This is a genomic window from Pseudothauera rhizosphaerae, assembly GCF_004801305.1.
GTDB lineage: Bacteria > Pseudomonadota > Gammaproteobacteria > Burkholderiales > Rhodocyclaceae > Pseudothauera > Pseudothauera rhizosphaerae.
In genome coordinates this window covers 136,779-151,497 of sequence record NZ_SSOD01000002.1, presented here as the reverse complement: position 1 = coordinate 151,497, position 14,719 = coordinate 136,779, and the positions used below count along the sequence as shown (strand labels likewise).

Sequence of the window (14,719 nt, the reverse complement as noted above, 5' to 3'; positions counted from 1 at the left end):
AGCCGACCATGAGCGACGAACTGCTGAAGCTGCGCAACCAGATCGATCACCTGGACGAGGAAATCCTCGCCCGCCTCGCCGAGCGCGCCCGCTGCGCCCAGCGCGTGGGCGAGATCAAGCACGGCAACATCTACCGCCCGGAGCGCGAGGCCCAGGTGCTGCGCCGGCTGGCAGATGCCAATCCGGGCCCGCTGCCCGACGAGGCGGTGAAGAAGATCTTCCGCGAGATCATGTCCGCCTGCCTGGCGCTGGAGCAGCCCCTCAGGGTGGCCTACCTGGGGCCGGCCGGCACCTTCTCCGAAAGCGCCGCGCGCAAGCACTTCGGTGCCGCGCCCAACTTTCTGCCCACGGCCGCCATCGACGACGTGTTCCGCGCGGTCGAGGCCGGCAACGTGGATTACGGCGTGGTGCCGGTGGAAAACTCCACCGAAGGCGCGGTGGGCGGCACGCTGGACCTGCTGCTCGCCAATCCGCTGAAGATCTGCGGCGAGGTCAAGGTGCGCATCCACCAGCAACTGCTGTCCCGCGCCGAGGGCATCGGCGCCGCCAAGCGCCTGTACTCCCATGCCCAGTCGCTGGCCCAGTGCCATGAGTGGCTCAACCGCAACCTCGCCAGCCTGCCGCGCGTGCCGGTGGCGAGCAACGCCGAGGCTGCGCGGCTGGCCGCCGAAGACCCGGAGTCCTGCGCCATCGCCGGCGAGGCTGCGGCCGAGCTGTACGGCCTCAACATCCTGGCCGCCAACATCGAGGACGATCCGAACAACACCACGCGCTTCCTGGTCATTGCCCGCCACGACGCCGGTCCTTCCGGACAGGACAAGACCTCCATCGTGGTCTCGGCGCCGAACCGGCCGGGTGCCATGCATTCCCTGCTCGAACCGCTGGCGCGCCATGGTGTGGACATGACCAAGCTGCAGTCGCGCCCGGCGCGCGGCGGCCTGTGGGAATACGTGTTCTACGTGGACTTCAAGGGCCACCAGGAGGACCCGGCGGTGGCCGCGGCGCTCAAGGAGCTCAACGAGCGCGCGGCCTTCGTCAAGGTGCTGGGGTCCTACCCGGTGGCGGCGATCTGAACGCCCGCTACCGGCACCACGGAAACACGACAGGAGATCACCATGAGCGTTGCCAGCCAGGCCCCCGAATACATCCGCGCCATATCGCCCTACCAGCCCGGCAAGCCGATTTCCGAGCTCGCGCGTGAGATGGGCATCCCGGAAGCGGGCATCGTCAAGCTGGCTTCCAACGAGAATCCGCTCGGCATGGGGCCACTTGCGCGCGAGGCGGCGCTGCGCTCCCTGTCCGGCATCGAGCGCTACCCGGACGGCAACGGCTTCGCGCTGAAGAGTGCGCTGTCGCGCCGCTACGGCGTGAAGCCCGCCCAGCTCGTGCTCGGCAACGGCTCCAACGACGTGCTGGAGCTGGCCGCGCGCGCCTTCCTGGCGCCGGGGCTGTCCGGAGTGTTCTCGGAATACGCCTTCGCGGTCTACCCGCTGGCGATCAACGCCGTCGGTGCCCACGGCATCCAGGTGCCGGCGAAGGACTACGGCCACGACCTGGACACCATGGCCGCCGCCATCCGGCCCGACACCCGCGTGGTGTTCGTCGCCAACCCGAACAATCCCACCGGCACCTTCGTGCATGGCCCCGAACTGGAAGCCTTCCTCGCCCGCGTGCCGGCGGACGTGCTGGTGGTGCTGGACGAGGCCTACACCGAATACCTCAACGCCGACCAGCATTACGACAGCCTGGCCTGGCTGGAGCGTTTCCCCAACTTGCTGGTGTCGCGCACCTTCTCCAAGGCCTACGGCCTGGCCGGCCTGCGCGTGGGCTACGGCATCGCCCACCCGGACGTGGCCGACCTGATGAACCGCGTGCGCCAGCCCTTCAACGTCTCCAGCGTGGCGCTGGCGGCGGCCGAGGCGGCGCTCGCCGACGAGGAGTTCCTCGCCCAGAGTGCGCGCCTCAACGCGCGCGGCATGGGGCAGATCACCGAGGCGCTGGCCGAACTGGAACTGGAGTGGATCCCCTCTGCGGGCAACTTCGTCACCTTCAAGGTGGGCGACGCTGCTGCGGTCAATGCCAGTCTGTTGCGTCAGGGCGTCATCGTGCGCCCGATCGCCGGTTACGGCATGCCCGAGTGGCTGCGCGTGTCCATCGGCCTGCCGGAGGAAAACGCCCGTTTCATCGCCGCGCTCAAGCAGGCGCTGGCCTGACGCGGAGCGCACGCAGATGGCCCTGATCGGCAAACTGGTGGTGTGCGGCGTCGGCCTCATCGGCGGCTCCTTCGCACTGGCCCTGCGCCGTGCCGGTGCGGTCGGACGCATCGTCGGTATGGGCCGCAGCGCGGATTCGCTGGCACGCGCGGTCGAGCTCGGCGTCATCGACGAGGCCGCCACCGGCTGGGCGACGGCGCTGGACGGTGCGGATCTGGTCCTACTCGCCGCGCCCGTGGGCCAGATGGACGCCCTTATGGCCGCCATGGCGCCGCACCTGAACCCGGACACCGTGGTCACCGACGCCGGCAGTACCAAGCGCGACGTCATCGAGGCGATCTACCGCCACCTGGATGCGCACCTGGCCAACGTGGTGCCGGCGCACCCCATTGCCGGCGCAGAGAAAAGCGGCGTGGACGCTGCCTTTCCAACCTTATACGAGGGCAGGAAGGTGGTGGTCACCCCCTTGCCGGAGAATGCCGCATCGGCCGTCGAGCGCGTACGTGCTGCGTGGGCGGCCTGCGGTGCCGTGCTCAGCGAAATGTCGCCGGCCGATCACGACCGTGTGTTCGCCGCGGTCAGCCACCTGCCGCACCTGCTCGCCTTCGGCCTGGTGCATGATCTGGCCGGACGGGCCAACGCCGAGCTGCTGTTCAGCTATGCCGCGAGCGGCTTCCGCGACTTCACGCGCATCGCCGGCAGCCACCCGGAGATGTGGCGCGACATCTGCATGGCCAACCGCCAGGCCCTGCTCGGCGAACTGGACCAGTACCTCGCCGAGCTCGCCTTCCTGCGCGCCTTGCTGCTCTCGGGCGACGCCGCCGGGCTCGAGCAACTGTTCGACGAGGCGCGCCGCGCGCGCAACGCCTGGGCCGAGCAGCAGACCAACATCGTCACCGAGTAAGCCTATGGAATTCCTCGACCTTGTCCCGCTGCTGGGTGCCCGCGGGCGGGTGCGCCTGCCCGGCTCCAAGAGCATTTCCAACCGCGTGCTGCTGCTCGCCGCGCTGGCCGAAGGCGAAACCGACATCCGCGACCTGCTCGCCTCCGACGACGTGGAGCGCATGCTGGAAGCGCTGCAGGCCCTCGGCGTGCGTTGGACGCGGCGCGGCGACGGCGACGACTACACCGTGCGGGGCGTGGGCGGCGTGTTTCCGGTCAAGACGGCCGACCTCTTCCTCGGCAATGCCGGCACCGCCTTCCGTCCGCTCACTGCGGCGCTGGCGCTGGCCGGCGGCGAGTACCGCCTGTCCGGCGTGCCGCGCATGCACGAGCGCCCCATCGGCGATCTGGTGGATGCCCTGCGCCAGGCCGGCGCAGCCATCGACTATCTGGGCAAAGACGGCTATCCGCCGCTGGCCATTCATCCGGGCAGCGTGCGTGCCGGCGGCGTGCTCCAGGTGCGCGGCGACGTCTCCAGCCAGTTCCTCACCGCGCTGCTGATGGCGCTGCCGCTGACCGGCGCGGAAACCGTCATCGAGGTGGTCGGCGAGCTGATCTCCAAGCCCTACATCGCCATCACGCTGGCGCTGATGGAACGCTTCGGCGTCCAGGTGCGGCGCGAGGGCTGGGCGCGCTTCACCGTGCCGGCCGGCGCGCGCTACCGCAGCCCCAGCATCGTGTATGTGGAGGGCGATGCTTCGTCCGCGTCCTACTTCCTCGCCGCCGGCGCCATCGGCGGCGGTCCGGTGCGGGTCGAGGGCGTGGGGCGCGACAGCATCCAGGGCGACGTGCGCTTCGCCGAGGCGCTGGCCGAGCTTGGGGCGCGCATCGACATGGGGCCGAACTGGATCGAGGCGCGTGCCCCCGAATCCGGCCGCCTGCGTGCCTTCGACATGGATCTGAACCACATCCCCGACGCGGCCATGACGCTCGCCGTGGCGGCGCTCTTCGCCGACGGGCCGTGCGTCCTGCGCAACATCGCGAGCTGGCGGGTCAAGGAGACGGACCGCATCGCGGCCATGGCCACCGAGTTGCGCAAGGTGGGCGCCACGGTGGAGGAGGGCACGGACACTCTGAAGGTCACGCCGCCCACCCGCCTGCGGGTGGCAGCCATAGCCACCTACGACGACCACCGCATGGCCATGTGCTTCTCGCTGGTCAGCCTGGGCGGGCTGCGGGTGCGGATCAACGATCCGAAGTGCGTGAACAAGACCTTCCCCACCTATTTCGAGCGCTTCGCCGAGGTCGCGCGCCCGGTGCCGGTGCTCGCCATCGACGGCCCCTCGGCCTCCGGCAAGGGCACGGTGGCCGCGCGCGTGGCGCAGGCGCTGGGCTGGCACTACCTGGACAGCGGCTCGCTCTACCGCCTGGTCGCACTCGCGGCCCTGCGTGCCGGCGTGGCGCTGGAGGAGGAGGGGCGCCTGGCGGCCCTCGCCGCGGCCCTGCCGGCGTCCTTCGAGGACGGCCGGGTGTTGCTGGACGGCGCCGACGTCACCGACGACATCCGCAGCGAGGCCTGCTCCGCGGGGGCCTCGAAAGTGGCCGCCCTGCCGGCGGTGCGCGCCGCGCTGCTGGACCGCCAGCGCGACTACCGTGCCGCGCCCGGCCTGGTGGCCGAAGGGCGGGACATGGGCTCGGTGGTGTTTCCGGATGCCGCGCTGAAGGTCTTTCTGACCGCCACGGCGGAAGCGCGTGCCGAGCGCCGTTATAAGCAGTTGATGGCAAAGGGAATGGCTGCTAACATGCAAAGTCTTTTGAAGGATTTGCACGAACGGGACGCGCGGGATGCCGCACGGCCCGTGGCGCCTTTGAAGAAGCTGCCGGACGCAGTGCTCCTCGACACCACCAACCTGGACGTGGAGCAGGCAGTGAGCTTCGTGCTCGAACGCGTGCCGGTCGCGGACTGATCCGCGGCGCGCGCGGCGTCCATTGTCGTGGCGGCTGTGGGAATGTGTCCGCGGCCGTTTTGCCAACCAACAAACTGGCCGCTTCACGGCGGCTCCGGGTTCCCTTCAATCACATGTCTACTGCCACCCCCGCTACCCAGGAAAGTTTCGCCGCTCTTTTCGAAGAAAGCCTCGCCCGTCAGGAAATGCGCGCCGGCGAAGTCATCACCGCCGAAGTCGTGCGCATCGACCAGAACTTCGTGGTCGTCAACGCCGGCCTGAAGTCCGAAAGCTACGTGCCCATCGAGGAGTTCCGCAACGACCGCGGCGAACTCGAAGCCAATGTCGGCGATTTCATCCACGTCGCCATCGAGGCGCTGGAAGACGGCTACGGCGAGACCCGCCTGTCCCGCGACAAGGCCAAGCGCATCGCCGCGTGGAACGACCTGGAGAAGGCGCTCAACGAAGGCGCGCTGGTCAAGGGCGTGATCACCGGCCGCGTCAAGGGCGGCCTCACCGTCATGACCAACAGCATCCGCGCCTTCCTGCCGGGCTCGCTGGTGGACATGCGTCCGGTCAAGGACACCACGCCGTACGAAGGCAAGGAATACGAATTCAAGGTCATCAAGCTCGACCGCAAGCGCAACAACGTGGTGGTTTCCCGCCGCGCCGTGCTGGAAGAGTCGATGGGCGAAGAGCGCGAAAAGCTGCTCTCCAACCTCAAGGAAGGCACCATCATCAAGGGGATCGTCAAGAACATCACCGACTACGGTGCGTTCGTCGACCTGGGCGGCATTGATGGCCTGCTGCACATCACCGACCTGGCCTGGCGCCGCGTCCGCCACCCGTCCGAAGTGCTCAACGTGGGCGACGAGATCGAAGCCAAGGTGCTCAAGTTCGATCAGGAGAAGAACCGCGTCTCCCTGGGCCTCAAGCAGCTCGGCGAAGATCCGTGGGTCGGCATCGCCCGCCGCTACCCGCAGGGCACCCGCCTGTTCGGCAAGGTCACCAACATCACCGACTACGGTGCGTTCGTGGAAGTCGAGCAGGGCATCGAGGGCCTGGTGCACGTGTCCGAAATGGACTGGACCAACAAGAACATCCATCCGACCAAGGTCGTCCAGCTCGGCGACGAGGTCGAAGTGATGATCCTCGACATCGACGAGGACCGCCGCCGCATCTCCCTGGGCATGAAGCAGTGCGCTGCCAACCCGTGGGAAGAGTTCAACATGAACCACAAGAAGGGCGACAAGGTCAGCGGTCAGATCAAGTCCATCACCGACTTCGGCGTGTTCATCGGCCTGGACGGCGGCATCGACGGCCTGGTGCACCTGTCCGACCTGTCCTGGAGCGAGCCGGGCGAAGAGGCCGTGCGCCGCTTCAAGAAGGGTGACGAGGTGGAAGCCGTGGTGCTGGCCATCGACGTGGAGCGCGAGCGCATCTCCTTGGGCGTCAAGCAACTCGAAGGCGACCCCTTCACCAACTTCATCGCCACTCACGAGAAGAACTCGCTGGTGCGCGGTACCGTGAAGTCGGTCGAAGCCCGCGGTGCGGTGATCGCGCTGAACGACGACGTGGAAGGCTATCTGCGTGCCTCCGAGGCCGCCGCCCACCGTGTCGACGATCTGACCACCGTGCTGAAGGCCGGTGACGAGGTCGAGACCGTGATCATCAACGTCGATCGCAAGACCCGTTCGATCAGCCTGTCGATCCGCGCCAAGGATCAGGCCGAGCAGACCGAAGCCATGCAGAAGCTGGCTTCCGAAAGCTCTGCGGCCACCGGCACCACGAACCTGGGGGCCCTGCTGAAGGCCAAGCTGAACGAGCAGAAGCAATAAGCCCGCCCACCATGACCAAATCGGAGCTGATTGCGCAGCTTGCGGCGCGTTTTCCGCAGCTTGTCGCAAAGGACGCCGATTACGCGGTCAAGATGATCCTCGATGCGATGACCGACGCGCTTTCGCGCGGTGACCGCATCGAGATCCGCGGGTTCGGGAGTTTTGCACTCAACTACCGGCCACCGCGCGTGGGGCGCAATCCCAAGTCCGGCGAAAAGGTGCACGTGCCCGAGAAGTACGTGCCGCACTTCAAGGCCGGCAAGGAGTTGCGCGAACGCGTCGACCTGGCCGGTTGATGTTCCCGGCGGCGACACCGGATGCAGTGAAAGCTCATGAAGGCGGCACGTGCCGCCTTCTTTTTTGTCATTCCCTCGGAGATAATGCCCACCCATGCGCCTCGTAATGTGGATTCTCCGCCTCTTGCTGTTCTTCCTCCTGTTCGGCTTTGCGGTCAAGAACGATCACCTCGTGCGGCTGCACTTCTTCTTCGGCGCCGAGTGGGAACTGCCGCTGGTGTTCGTGATCCTGGCGGTCTTCACCGCCGGCGCGGTGCTCGGCACGACCGCGACCTTCGGCTCGCTGCTGCGCCAGCGCCGTGAAATCGGCCGCCTGCGCCGTCAGGCCGCCCGCGCCGAGCGCGACCGCCCGGCCGTGCCGGCGAAGGTCGACGAGCAGGCCCCCGAGGCGTTCTGAACACGATGGAAATCGAATTCTGGTGGTTGCTGGCGCTGCCGCTGTTCTTCGCGCTCGGCTGGCTGGCCGCGCGCATCGACATCAAGCAGGTGGTGCATGAATCCCGCGCCCTGCCGCGCTCCTATCTGAACGGGCTGAACTTCCTGCTCAACGAGCAGCAGGACAAGGCCATCGACGCCTTCATCGAGGCGGTCAAGATCGACCCGCACACCATCGAGCTGCATTTCGCCCTCGGCAGCCTGTTCCGCCGCCGCGGCGAGACCGACCGGGCGATCCGCATGCACCAGAACCTGGTGGATCGCGAGGATCTGTCCGAAGAGCAGCGCCTGCAGGCCCTCGGCGAACTGGGCCAGGATTTCCTCAAGGCCGGCCTGCTCGACCGCGCCGAGGCGGTGTTCGTGAAGCTGCGCGGCACCCGCCTCAACGACGTGGCCCTGCGTTATCTGCTGGAGATCTACCAGCAGGAGAAGGACTGGGCCAAGGCCATCGCCGCGGCGCGCGCGCTGCCCGACCACGAGAGCGTGCTGTGGCGCACCGAGGTCGCCAACTTCCACTGCGAACTCGCCGCCGCCGCGCTGGCCGACTCCCGCCTCGACGAGGCGCGAAGCCAGGTGGACGAGGCCCTGGCGATCAACCCGCGCTGCGTGCGCGCCAGCCTGATCCTGGGCGACCTGCTGGCGGCCCAGGGGCAGGACGAGGCGGCGCTGGAGGCGTGGAAAAAGGTGGACAACCAGAATCCGGTCTACCTCGCGCTGGTGGCCGAGCGCGTCATGGAAGCCTATCAGCGGCTCGGCCGCATCGAGCAGGGCCATGTGCTGCAGCGCGCCTGGCTGGAGCGCCATCCTTCCCTCGATCTGCTCGACGAGGTTTTCCACTGGGAACTGGAGTCCCGTGGCGCCCGGGCGGCCTACGATCTGGTGCGAGAGGAACTGCGCCGCAATCCGACCCTGCTCGGGCTGGACAAGCTGCTGGAAGCCGCGCTGATCTCCGCGCCGGCCGACCAGCGCGGCGACATCGAACTGGTCAAGCAGTTGATCCACGGCCACACCCGCAAGGTCGCGCGCTACCGTTGCGACGCCTGCGGCTTCAAGGCGCGCCAGTTCCACTGGCGCTGCCCGGCCTGCGGCGGATGGGAAACCTACCCGCCCAAGCGCACCGAAGAATTCGATCTGGCGCCCTGAGCCACCGGTACCGGCAGTCCGCCTGTAACCGGTCTGTGCCAGGCTCCGCCAACAGAGCATTCCTGTCATTCCGGGAAGACCATCATGAAAGTGACTGTTGTGGGAAGCGGCTATGTCGGTCTGGTGAGCGGCGCCTGCCTCGCCGACGTGGGCAACGACGTGCTGTGCCTGGACGTCGATCCGTCCAAGATCCGCATCCTTGAAGAGGGCGGCATCCCGATCCACGAGCCGGGCCTGCTCGAAGTCGTGCAGCGCAACGTGCAGGCCGGCCGCCTGCGCTTCACCACCGACATCCCGGCAGCGGTGCGCCACGGCGACGTGCAGTTCATCGCGGTCGGCACGCCGCCGGACGAGGACGGCTCGGCCGACCTGCAGTACGTGCTGGCCGCCGCGCGCAACATCGGCCGCCACATGGACGGCTACCGCGTGGTGGTGGACAAGTCCACCGTGCCGGTGGGCACCGCGGACAAGGTGCGCGCGGCCATCGCCGAGGAAGTGGCGGCGCGCGGCGCGGCGCTGGAGTACAGCGTGGTGTCCAACCCCGAGTTCCTCAAGGAAGGCGCGGCGGTGGACGACTTCATGCGCCCGGACCGCATCATCGTCGGCGCCGACGACGCGCGCGCCATCGACTGGATGCGTGAGCTTTACGCCCCCTTCCAGCGCAACCACGAGCGCCTGCTGGTGATGGACGTGCGCAGCGCCGAACTGACCAAGTACGCCGCCAACGCCATGCTCGCCACTCGCATCAGCTTCATGAACGAATTGGCCAATCTGGCCGAGACCCTGGGCGCGGACATCGAACTGGTGCGCCAGGGCATCGGCTCGGACCCGCGCATCGGCTGGCACTTCCTCTACGCCGGCTGCGGCTACGGCGGCTCCTGCTTTCCCAAGGACGTCAAGGCGCTGGTGCGCACCGGCCGCGAGCACGGTCACGACCTGCGCCTGCTGGGCGCGGTCGAGTCGGTCAACGAGCGCCAGAAGCGGCGCCTCGTGGACAAGATCGTGGCACGCTTCGGCGACAACCTTGCCGGACGGCGCTTCGCCCTGTGGGGACTGGCTTTCAAGCCCAACACCGACGACATGCGCGAGGCGCCCAGCCGGGTGGTGCTGGAAGAACTCTTCCGACGCGGCGCCAGCGCGGTGGCCTACGATCCGGTGGCGATGGACGAGGCGCAGCGCATCTTCGGCGACGAGCCGCGCCTGGCCTATGCCGCGCGGCCGATGGATGCGGTGGACGGTGCGGACGCGCTGGTCATCGTCACCGAGTGGAAGGAGTTCCGCAGCCCCGACTTCCCCCGCGTGCGCGACCTGCTGCGCCAGCCGGTGGTGTTCGACGGGCGCAACATGTACGAGCCCGCGGTGCTCGAGCGCCACGGTATCGAGTACTTCGGCATCGGCCGCGGCTAGGGAGCGCCGGCCTGCGTTTCATGATTCGTGCGCCGGGCGTTCGGGTTACCATCGCCCCATCACGCACAACGGACGCGGACATGGAATACAAGACCCTGGAAGACTACGTCGGCGGCACGCCGCTGGTCCGCCTCAAGCGCCTGGGCGCGGGGCGCAACAACGTCATCCTCGCCAAGCTGGAAGGCAACAACCCGGCCGGTTCGGTGAAGGACCGTCCGGCGCTGTCCATGATCGTCCATGCCGAGCGGCGCGGCGACATCCGTCCCGGCGACACGCTGATCGAGGCCACCAGCGGCAACACCGGCATCGCCCTGGCGATGGCGGCCGCGATGCGCGGCTATCGCATGATCCTGGTCATGCCCGAGAACCAGAGCGTGGAGCGGCGCCAGACCATGCGCGCCTTCGGTGCGGAACTGGTGCTCACGCCCAGGCAGGGCGGCATGGAGATGGCGCGCGACGTGGCCGAGCAGATGCGTGACGAGGGCAAGGGCATCATCCTCGACCAGTTCGCCAACCCAGACAATCCGCTCTCCCACTATGAAGGCACCGGCCCCGAACTGTGGGAACAGACCGGCGGCACCATCACCCATTTCGTCAGCAGCATGGGCACCACCGGGACCATCATGGGTACCTCGCGCTACCTCAAGGAAAAGAATCCGGCCGTCCGCATCGTCGGCTGTCAGCCGGAGGAGGGCTCCCAGATCCCCGGCATCCGCAAGTGGCCCGAGGCCTACCTGCCCAGGATCTACGACGGCACCTGGGTGGACCAGCTCGAATACGTCAGCCAGGCGGAGGCGGAAGAAATGACCCGGCGGCTCGCGCGCGAGGAGGGCATCTTCGCGGGCATCTCCTCGGGCGGCGCCATGTACGTGGCCCTGCGGATCGCAGCGCAGCTCGAGAATGCGGTCATCGTGTCCATCGTGTGCGACCGTGGTGACCGCTACCTGTCCACCGGCGTGTTCCCCGCCTGAGCGGGCTTTCCCCCGGCTGCAGCGCGTCGTCCGGCATGCGCTGGCCTGCGCCCTGCTGTCCGTCCTCGCCTCCACGTCCGCCGCGCGCGAACTGACGCTGGAGGTCGAGCAACTCGTCCATCCTTCCTTCGTCGCCCGCGACCTGCGCCTGACGCTGGATGCCGGCAACGAAGCGGCCAGCGTGCGCATCGGGACGCTCGATGTCGCCGGCCGCCGGCTGCGCGGCCTGCGCCTGGATTGCCCCGCCTTTCATCTCACGGAGGAAACGCTGAGTTGCCGCGGTGGACGGCTGCACGCGCCGGGTCTGCCCGCCGGGGCCGCGCTTAGCCTGGCGGCGGACCCGCAGCAACGGACCGGGACGCTGCGCCTGACGCTCGCCGCGGGCGAGACGGTGGCGCTCGAAGCGCTCGCGGGCGGACGCCTGCGTGCCGATTTCCGCGGGCTGGACGCGGCGAGGCTGCGGGGCCTGCTGCCGCAGCTCGCCGAATGGCAGCCGGCCGGGCGCCTGAACGGATACGCGGAATACACCCCCGCCGACGGCGGACAGGGCTCGCTGGCGCTCGCGCTGAAGGCCGGCGGCTTCGCCACCGCCGACGGCCTGCACGCGGCCGAAGGCGTCGGCGCCACCATGGCCGCCAGCGCACGCAAACGGGCCGGTGGCTGGGACTGGCAGGCCGATTTGAAATGGTCCGCAGGCGAAGCCTATTTCCATCCGCTCTATCTCGTCGCCGGCTCCCGCCTGCAGGCCGCCGGCCAGCTCGTCGGCGAGCGCCTGAGCGTCACCCAGGCGACGCTGCAGACCGAGGGTGTGCGCACCATCGCCGCGGCCGGCGAGTACGACCTGGCCGCCGGGGTGCTCCGCGCAGCCGGGCTGACCGTAGCCGACGCGGATCTGGCGGTGGTCGGGCCGCAATATCTGGCGCCCCTGCTGACGCCGGCCCAGGCCGAGCGCCTGCGCTTCGCCGGCCACGCCAGCGGCGGCCTGCGCATCGAAGAAGGGCGCGTGGTCGGCATCGACGCGGGCTTCGACGAGGCCGGCTTCAGCCTCGCGGGCGGCGAACTGAGCTTCGGACCCTTGAGCGGCAGCCTGCTCTGGCGCGCGGACTCCCTCACCGAAGCCATGTTGACGGTGGCCGGCGGACGCTGGGAGAAACTCGCCCTGGGCAGCTTCGAACTGGCCGCGCGCCTGCATGGCACGCAGGTGGAGATTCCGCGCCTGCGCATTCCGCTTCTCGACGGCGCCCTGGTGTTCGACAAACTCGAACTGCGGCGTGGTGAGGAGGGGTGGTCCGGCGCCGGCAGCCTGGTGGTGGAGCCGCTGTCGGTGCCGCTGCTGACCGCCGCGCTGGGCCTGCCGGAAATGGCCGGCGTACTGTCCGCGGCCCTGCCGGGCCTGCGGGTGTCACCCGGCGAGATCGTGCTCGACGGCACGCTGGTGGTCTCGGTGTTCGACGGCTACCTGCAGGTCACCGAACTGCGCCTGCTCGAACCCTTCGGCGTGGCCGCCTACCTGTATGCAGACATCGACGCGCGCCATATCGACCTGGCCCAACTCACGGACACCTTCTCCTTCGGCAGCGTCACCGGCTACGTGGATGCCAGCGTGGGCGGCCTGGAACTGGTGCGCTGGCGCCCGGTGCGCTTCGACGCCCGCGTGCGCAGCAGCCCCGGCAGCTATCCGCGCCGCATCAGCCAGCGCGCGGTGCAGAACATCAGCGCGCTGGGCGGTGCCGGCGCGGTCGCCGCCATCCAGCGCAGCATGCTGGGTTTCTTCGAATCCTTCGGCTACCGGGAGATCGGCCTCTCCTGCGTGCTCGCCGACGGAATCTGCCTGATGGGCGGGCTCGCCGACGGCAGCCCGGCGGGAGGCTTCGCGCTCGTGCGCGGCGGCGGCATCCCGGCCCTCAATGTCATCGGCTACAATCGCCGCGTGGACTGGCAGGAGCTGATCGACCGGCTGCAGCGCGTGATCGAATCCAATGCTCCGCCGGTCGTCCGATAGCGGGCCGCAGACCTCCGTTTCCGCACAGGGAATCCCATGACATCCATCCTCCGCTTGACCCTGCTCGCCGGCCTGCTCGCCGCAGGCAGCGCCTGCGTGACCATCAACATCTATTTCCCGGCGGCGGCGGCGGAAAAGGCCGCCGACCGCATCATCGACGAGGTCTGGCAGTTGAAGAACGGCGCCACCCCGCCGGCCGAGCAAGGAGCCCCGCAATGAACCATGCCGCCCGCCGTTTCAGGCTCTGGCTCGCCGCCCTGTTGCTGGGCCTCGCCGGCCTCGCCGCTGCCCAGGGCAACCTGGAGATCAACACCCCGGCCATCTCCGCGCTCCGGCAGTCCATGCAGCAGCGCCATGCCCAGCTCGCGCCGCTCTATGCATCGGGCGCGGTTGGCCTGGCGCGCGACGGCACGGTCGCGCTGCGCGACGCGTCCAGGGTGCCGCTCGCCCAGCGCGCCCAGGCCAACACCCTGATCGCCGCCGAGAACGCCGACCGCGCCGCGCTGTACCGCGAGATCGCCCGTGCCAACGGCCATCCGGAATGGGAGGCGGACGTGCGCGCCACCTTCGCTCAGCGCTGGATCGACCGCGCGCAGAAGGGCTGGTGGGTGCAGGGCGGCGGCGGCTGGGTGCAGAAGTGACGCCTGTCCTGGTCTTCGACATCGAGACCATCCCCGACGTGGCCGGGGTGCGGGCCCTCAACCGGCTGCCCGATGAGTTGCCGGACTACGAAGTCGCCGAGTTCGCTTTCCAGCAGCGCCGTGCGGCCGGCGGCAGCGACTTCCTGCAGCACCACCTGCACCGTGTAGTCACCATTTCCTGCGTGCTGCGCGACGCGGGCCAGTTCCGCGTGTTCTCCCTGTCCGAGCCCGACAGCCAGGAGGCGCAGATCATCCAGCGCTTCTTCGACGGCATCGAGCGCTATACGCCCCAACTCGTGTCCTGGAACGGCGGCGGCTTCGACCTGCCGGTGCTGCACTACCGCGGCCTCATCCACGGCGTGGCCGCGCCGCGCTACTGGGACATGGGCGAGGGCGACTACAACGACTCCCGCGACTTCAAGTGGAACAACTACATCAGCCGCTACCACCAGCGCCACCTGGACCTGATGGACCTCCTCGCCCTCTACCAGCCGCGCGCCAACGCGCCGCTGGACGACATGGCCAAGCTGATGGGTTTTCCCGGCAAGCTGGGCATGGACGGCAGCGCAGTGTGGCAGGCCTGGCAGGAGGGGCGGGCGGCCGAGATCCGCGACTACTGCGAGACCGACGTGGTCAACACCTACCTTGTGTATCTGGGTTTCCAGCGTATGCGCGGCCACCTGGATGGCGCCGCCTGGGCCGCCGAGCTAGCCTTGGTGCGCGAATCGCTGGCGCGCATCGGCGCGCCGCATTGGCAGCAGTACCTGGAGGCGTGGCCGGAGAACGGGGGGCAGTGAGAAAACGCTTTACAGAGGCCGTGGAAGCTTTATAATGCGCGGCTCTTAGCAGGCGCGTAGCTCAGCTGGTTAGAGCACCACCTTGACATGGTGGGGGTCGTTGGTTCGAGTCCAATCGCGCCTACCAGACATCTGGAGCCGGAAGCCA

Annotated in this window: 14 protein-coding genes and 1 tRNA gene; all 15 read left to right on the top strand. The window is 68.6% G+C overall.

What is annotated here, in order from left to right; genetic code table 11:
- The first annotated feature begins 8 nt into the window (after nucleotides 1-8).
- Entirely contained in the window at nucleotides 9-1,073 is a 1,065-nt protein-coding gene (gene pheA, locus E6O51_RS02660) for a prephenate dehydratase (protein ID WP_136383429.1), read from the top strand.
- A 42-nt stretch (nucleotides 1,074-1,115) separates the two neighbouring features.
- Nucleotides 1,116-2,213: a histidinol-phosphate transaminase gene (hisC, locus tag E6O51_RS02655; RefSeq protein WP_136383428.1), complete on the top strand. Its 1,098-nt coding sequence runs from the start codon at nucleotides 1,116-1,118 to the stop codon at nucleotides 2,211-2,213.
- A gap of 16 nt (nucleotides 2,214-2,229) precedes the next feature.
- Complete coding sequence (locus E6O51_RS02650; protein WP_136383427.1) at nucleotides 2,230-3,117, top strand: prephenate dehydrogenase; 888 nt, start codon at nucleotides 2,230-2,232, stop codon at nucleotides 3,115-3,117.
- A gap of 4 nt (nucleotides 3,118-3,121) precedes the next feature.
- Complete coding sequence (locus E6O51_RS02645) at nucleotides 3,122-5,062, top strand: bifunctional 3-phosphoshikimate 1-carboxyvinyltransferase/cytidylate kinase (protein ID WP_136383426.1); 1,941 nt, start codon at nucleotides 3,122-3,124, stop codon at nucleotides 5,060-5,062.
- A gap of 113 nt (nucleotides 5,063-5,175) precedes the next feature.
- Complete coding sequence (gene rpsA, locus E6O51_RS02640; RefSeq protein ID WP_136383425.1) at nucleotides 5,176-6,879, top strand: 30S ribosomal protein S1; 1,704 nt, start codon at nucleotides 5,176-5,178, stop codon at nucleotides 6,877-6,879.
- A gap of 11 nt (nucleotides 6,880-6,890) precedes the next feature.
- Nucleotides 6,891-7,175: an integration host factor subunit beta gene (locus tag E6O51_RS02635; RefSeq protein WP_136383424.1), complete on the top strand. Its 285-nt coding sequence runs from the start codon at nucleotides 6,891-6,893 to the stop codon at nucleotides 7,173-7,175.
- Nucleotides 7,176-7,269: 94 nt separating this feature from the next.
- A complete protein-coding gene (locus E6O51_RS02630; protein ID WP_136383423.1) occupies nucleotides 7,270-7,572 on the top strand; it encodes a LapA family protein in 303 nt (100 codons plus the stop codon).
- Between the two features lie 5 nt (nucleotides 7,573-7,577).
- On the top strand, nucleotides 7,578-8,753 hold the full coding sequence (lapB, locus tag E6O51_RS02625) for a lipopolysaccharide assembly protein LapB (protein ID WP_136383422.1): 1,176 nt from the start codon (nucleotides 7,578-7,580) through the stop codon (nucleotides 8,751-8,753).
- 84 nt (nucleotides 8,754-8,837) lie between these two features.
- Nucleotides 8,838-10,160 (top strand): UDP-glucose dehydrogenase family protein, encoded by a 1,323-nt coding sequence (locus tag E6O51_RS02620; protein WP_136383421.1) that lies wholly within the window; start codon nucleotides 8,838-8,840, stop codon nucleotides 10,158-10,160.
- A gap of 80 nt (nucleotides 10,161-10,240) precedes the next feature.
- Nucleotides 10,241-11,131 carry a cysteine synthase CysM gene (cysM, locus tag E6O51_RS02615; RefSeq protein ID WP_136383420.1) on the top strand — a complete coding sequence of 297 codons (891 nt, stop codon included), beginning with the start codon at nucleotides 10,241-10,243 and terminating at the stop codon, nucleotides 11,129-11,131.
- Nucleotides 11,094-13,133, top strand: coding sequence for a hypothetical protein (locus E6O51_RS02610; protein WP_230976677.1), 2,040 nt, complete (start codon nucleotides 11,094-11,096; stop codon nucleotides 13,131-13,133). The genes cysM and E6O51_RS02610 overlap by 38 nt, the downstream gene beginning before the upstream one ends.
- 36 nt (nucleotides 13,134-13,169) lie before the next feature.
- Nucleotides 13,170-13,352: a hypothetical protein gene (locus tag E6O51_RS02605; RefSeq protein ID WP_136383419.1), complete on the top strand. Its 183-nt coding sequence runs from the start codon at nucleotides 13,170-13,172 to the stop codon at nucleotides 13,350-13,352.
- Nucleotides 13,349-13,774 carry a DUF1318 domain-containing protein gene (locus E6O51_RS02600; RefSeq protein ID WP_136383418.1) on the top strand — a complete coding sequence of 142 codons (426 nt, stop codon included), beginning with the start codon at nucleotides 13,349-13,351 and terminating at the stop codon, nucleotides 13,772-13,774. Before E6O51_RS02605 ends, E6O51_RS02600 begins: the two co-directional genes overlap by 4 nt.
- Complete coding sequence (locus E6O51_RS02595; RefSeq protein WP_136383417.1) at nucleotides 13,771-14,571, top strand: 3'-5' exonuclease; 801 nt, start codon at nucleotides 13,771-13,773, stop codon at nucleotides 14,569-14,571. Before E6O51_RS02600 ends, E6O51_RS02595 begins: the two co-directional genes overlap by 4 nt.
- A 50-nt stretch (nucleotides 14,572-14,621) precedes the next feature.
- Nucleotides 14,622-14,698, top strand: a tRNA-Val gene (locus E6O51_RS02590).
- Nucleotides 14,699-14,719 lie beyond the last annotated feature (21 nt).

What these genes read in the sequence shown, in the direction of transcription:
- lapB (WP_136383422.1), top strand. Translation starts at nt 7,578, where the DNA reads ATGGAAATCGAATTCTGGTGGTTGCTGGCGCTGCCGCTGTTCTTCGCG.
- E6O51_RS02645 (WP_136383426.1), top strand. Translation starts at nt 3,122, where the DNA reads ATGGAATTCCTCGACCTTGTCCCGCTGCTGGGTGCCCGCGGGCGGGTG.
- rpsA (WP_136383425.1), top strand. Translation starts at nt 5,176, where the DNA reads ATGTCTACTGCCACCCCCGCTACCCAGGAAAGTTTCGCCGCTCTTTTC.
- E6O51_RS02630 (WP_136383423.1), top strand. Translation starts at nt 7,270, where the DNA reads ATGCGCCTCGTAATGTGGATTCTCCGCCTCTTGCTGTTCTTCCTCCTG.
- E6O51_RS02600 (WP_136383418.1), top strand. Translation starts at nt 13,349, where the DNA reads ATGAACCATGCCGCCCGCCGTTTCAGGCTCTGGCTCGCCGCCCTGTTG.
- cysM (WP_136383420.1), top strand. Translation starts at nt 10,241, where the DNA reads ATGGAATACAAGACCCTGGAAGACTACGTCGGCGGCACGCCGCTGGTC.
- hisC (WP_136383428.1), top strand. Translation starts at nt 1,116, where the DNA reads ATGAGCGTTGCCAGCCAGGCCCCCGAATACATCCGCGCCATATCGCCC.
- pheA (WP_136383429.1), top strand. Translation starts at nt 9, where the DNA reads ATGAGCGACGAACTGCTGAAGCTGCGCAACCAGATCGATCACCTGGAC.
- E6O51_RS02620 (WP_136383421.1), top strand. Translation starts at nt 8,838, where the DNA reads ATGAAAGTGACTGTTGTGGGAAGCGGCTATGTCGGTCTGGTGAGCGGC.
- E6O51_RS02650 (WP_136383427.1), top strand. Translation starts at nt 2,230, where the DNA reads ATGGCCCTGATCGGCAAACTGGTGGTGTGCGGCGTCGGCCTCATCGGC.
- E6O51_RS02635 (WP_136383424.1), top strand. Translation starts at nt 6,891, where the DNA reads ATGACCAAATCGGAGCTGATTGCGCAGCTTGCGGCGCGTTTTCCGCAG.
- E6O51_RS02605 (WP_136383419.1), top strand. Translation starts at nt 13,170, where the DNA reads ATGACATCCATCCTCCGCTTGACCCTGCTCGCCGGCCTGCTCGCCGCA.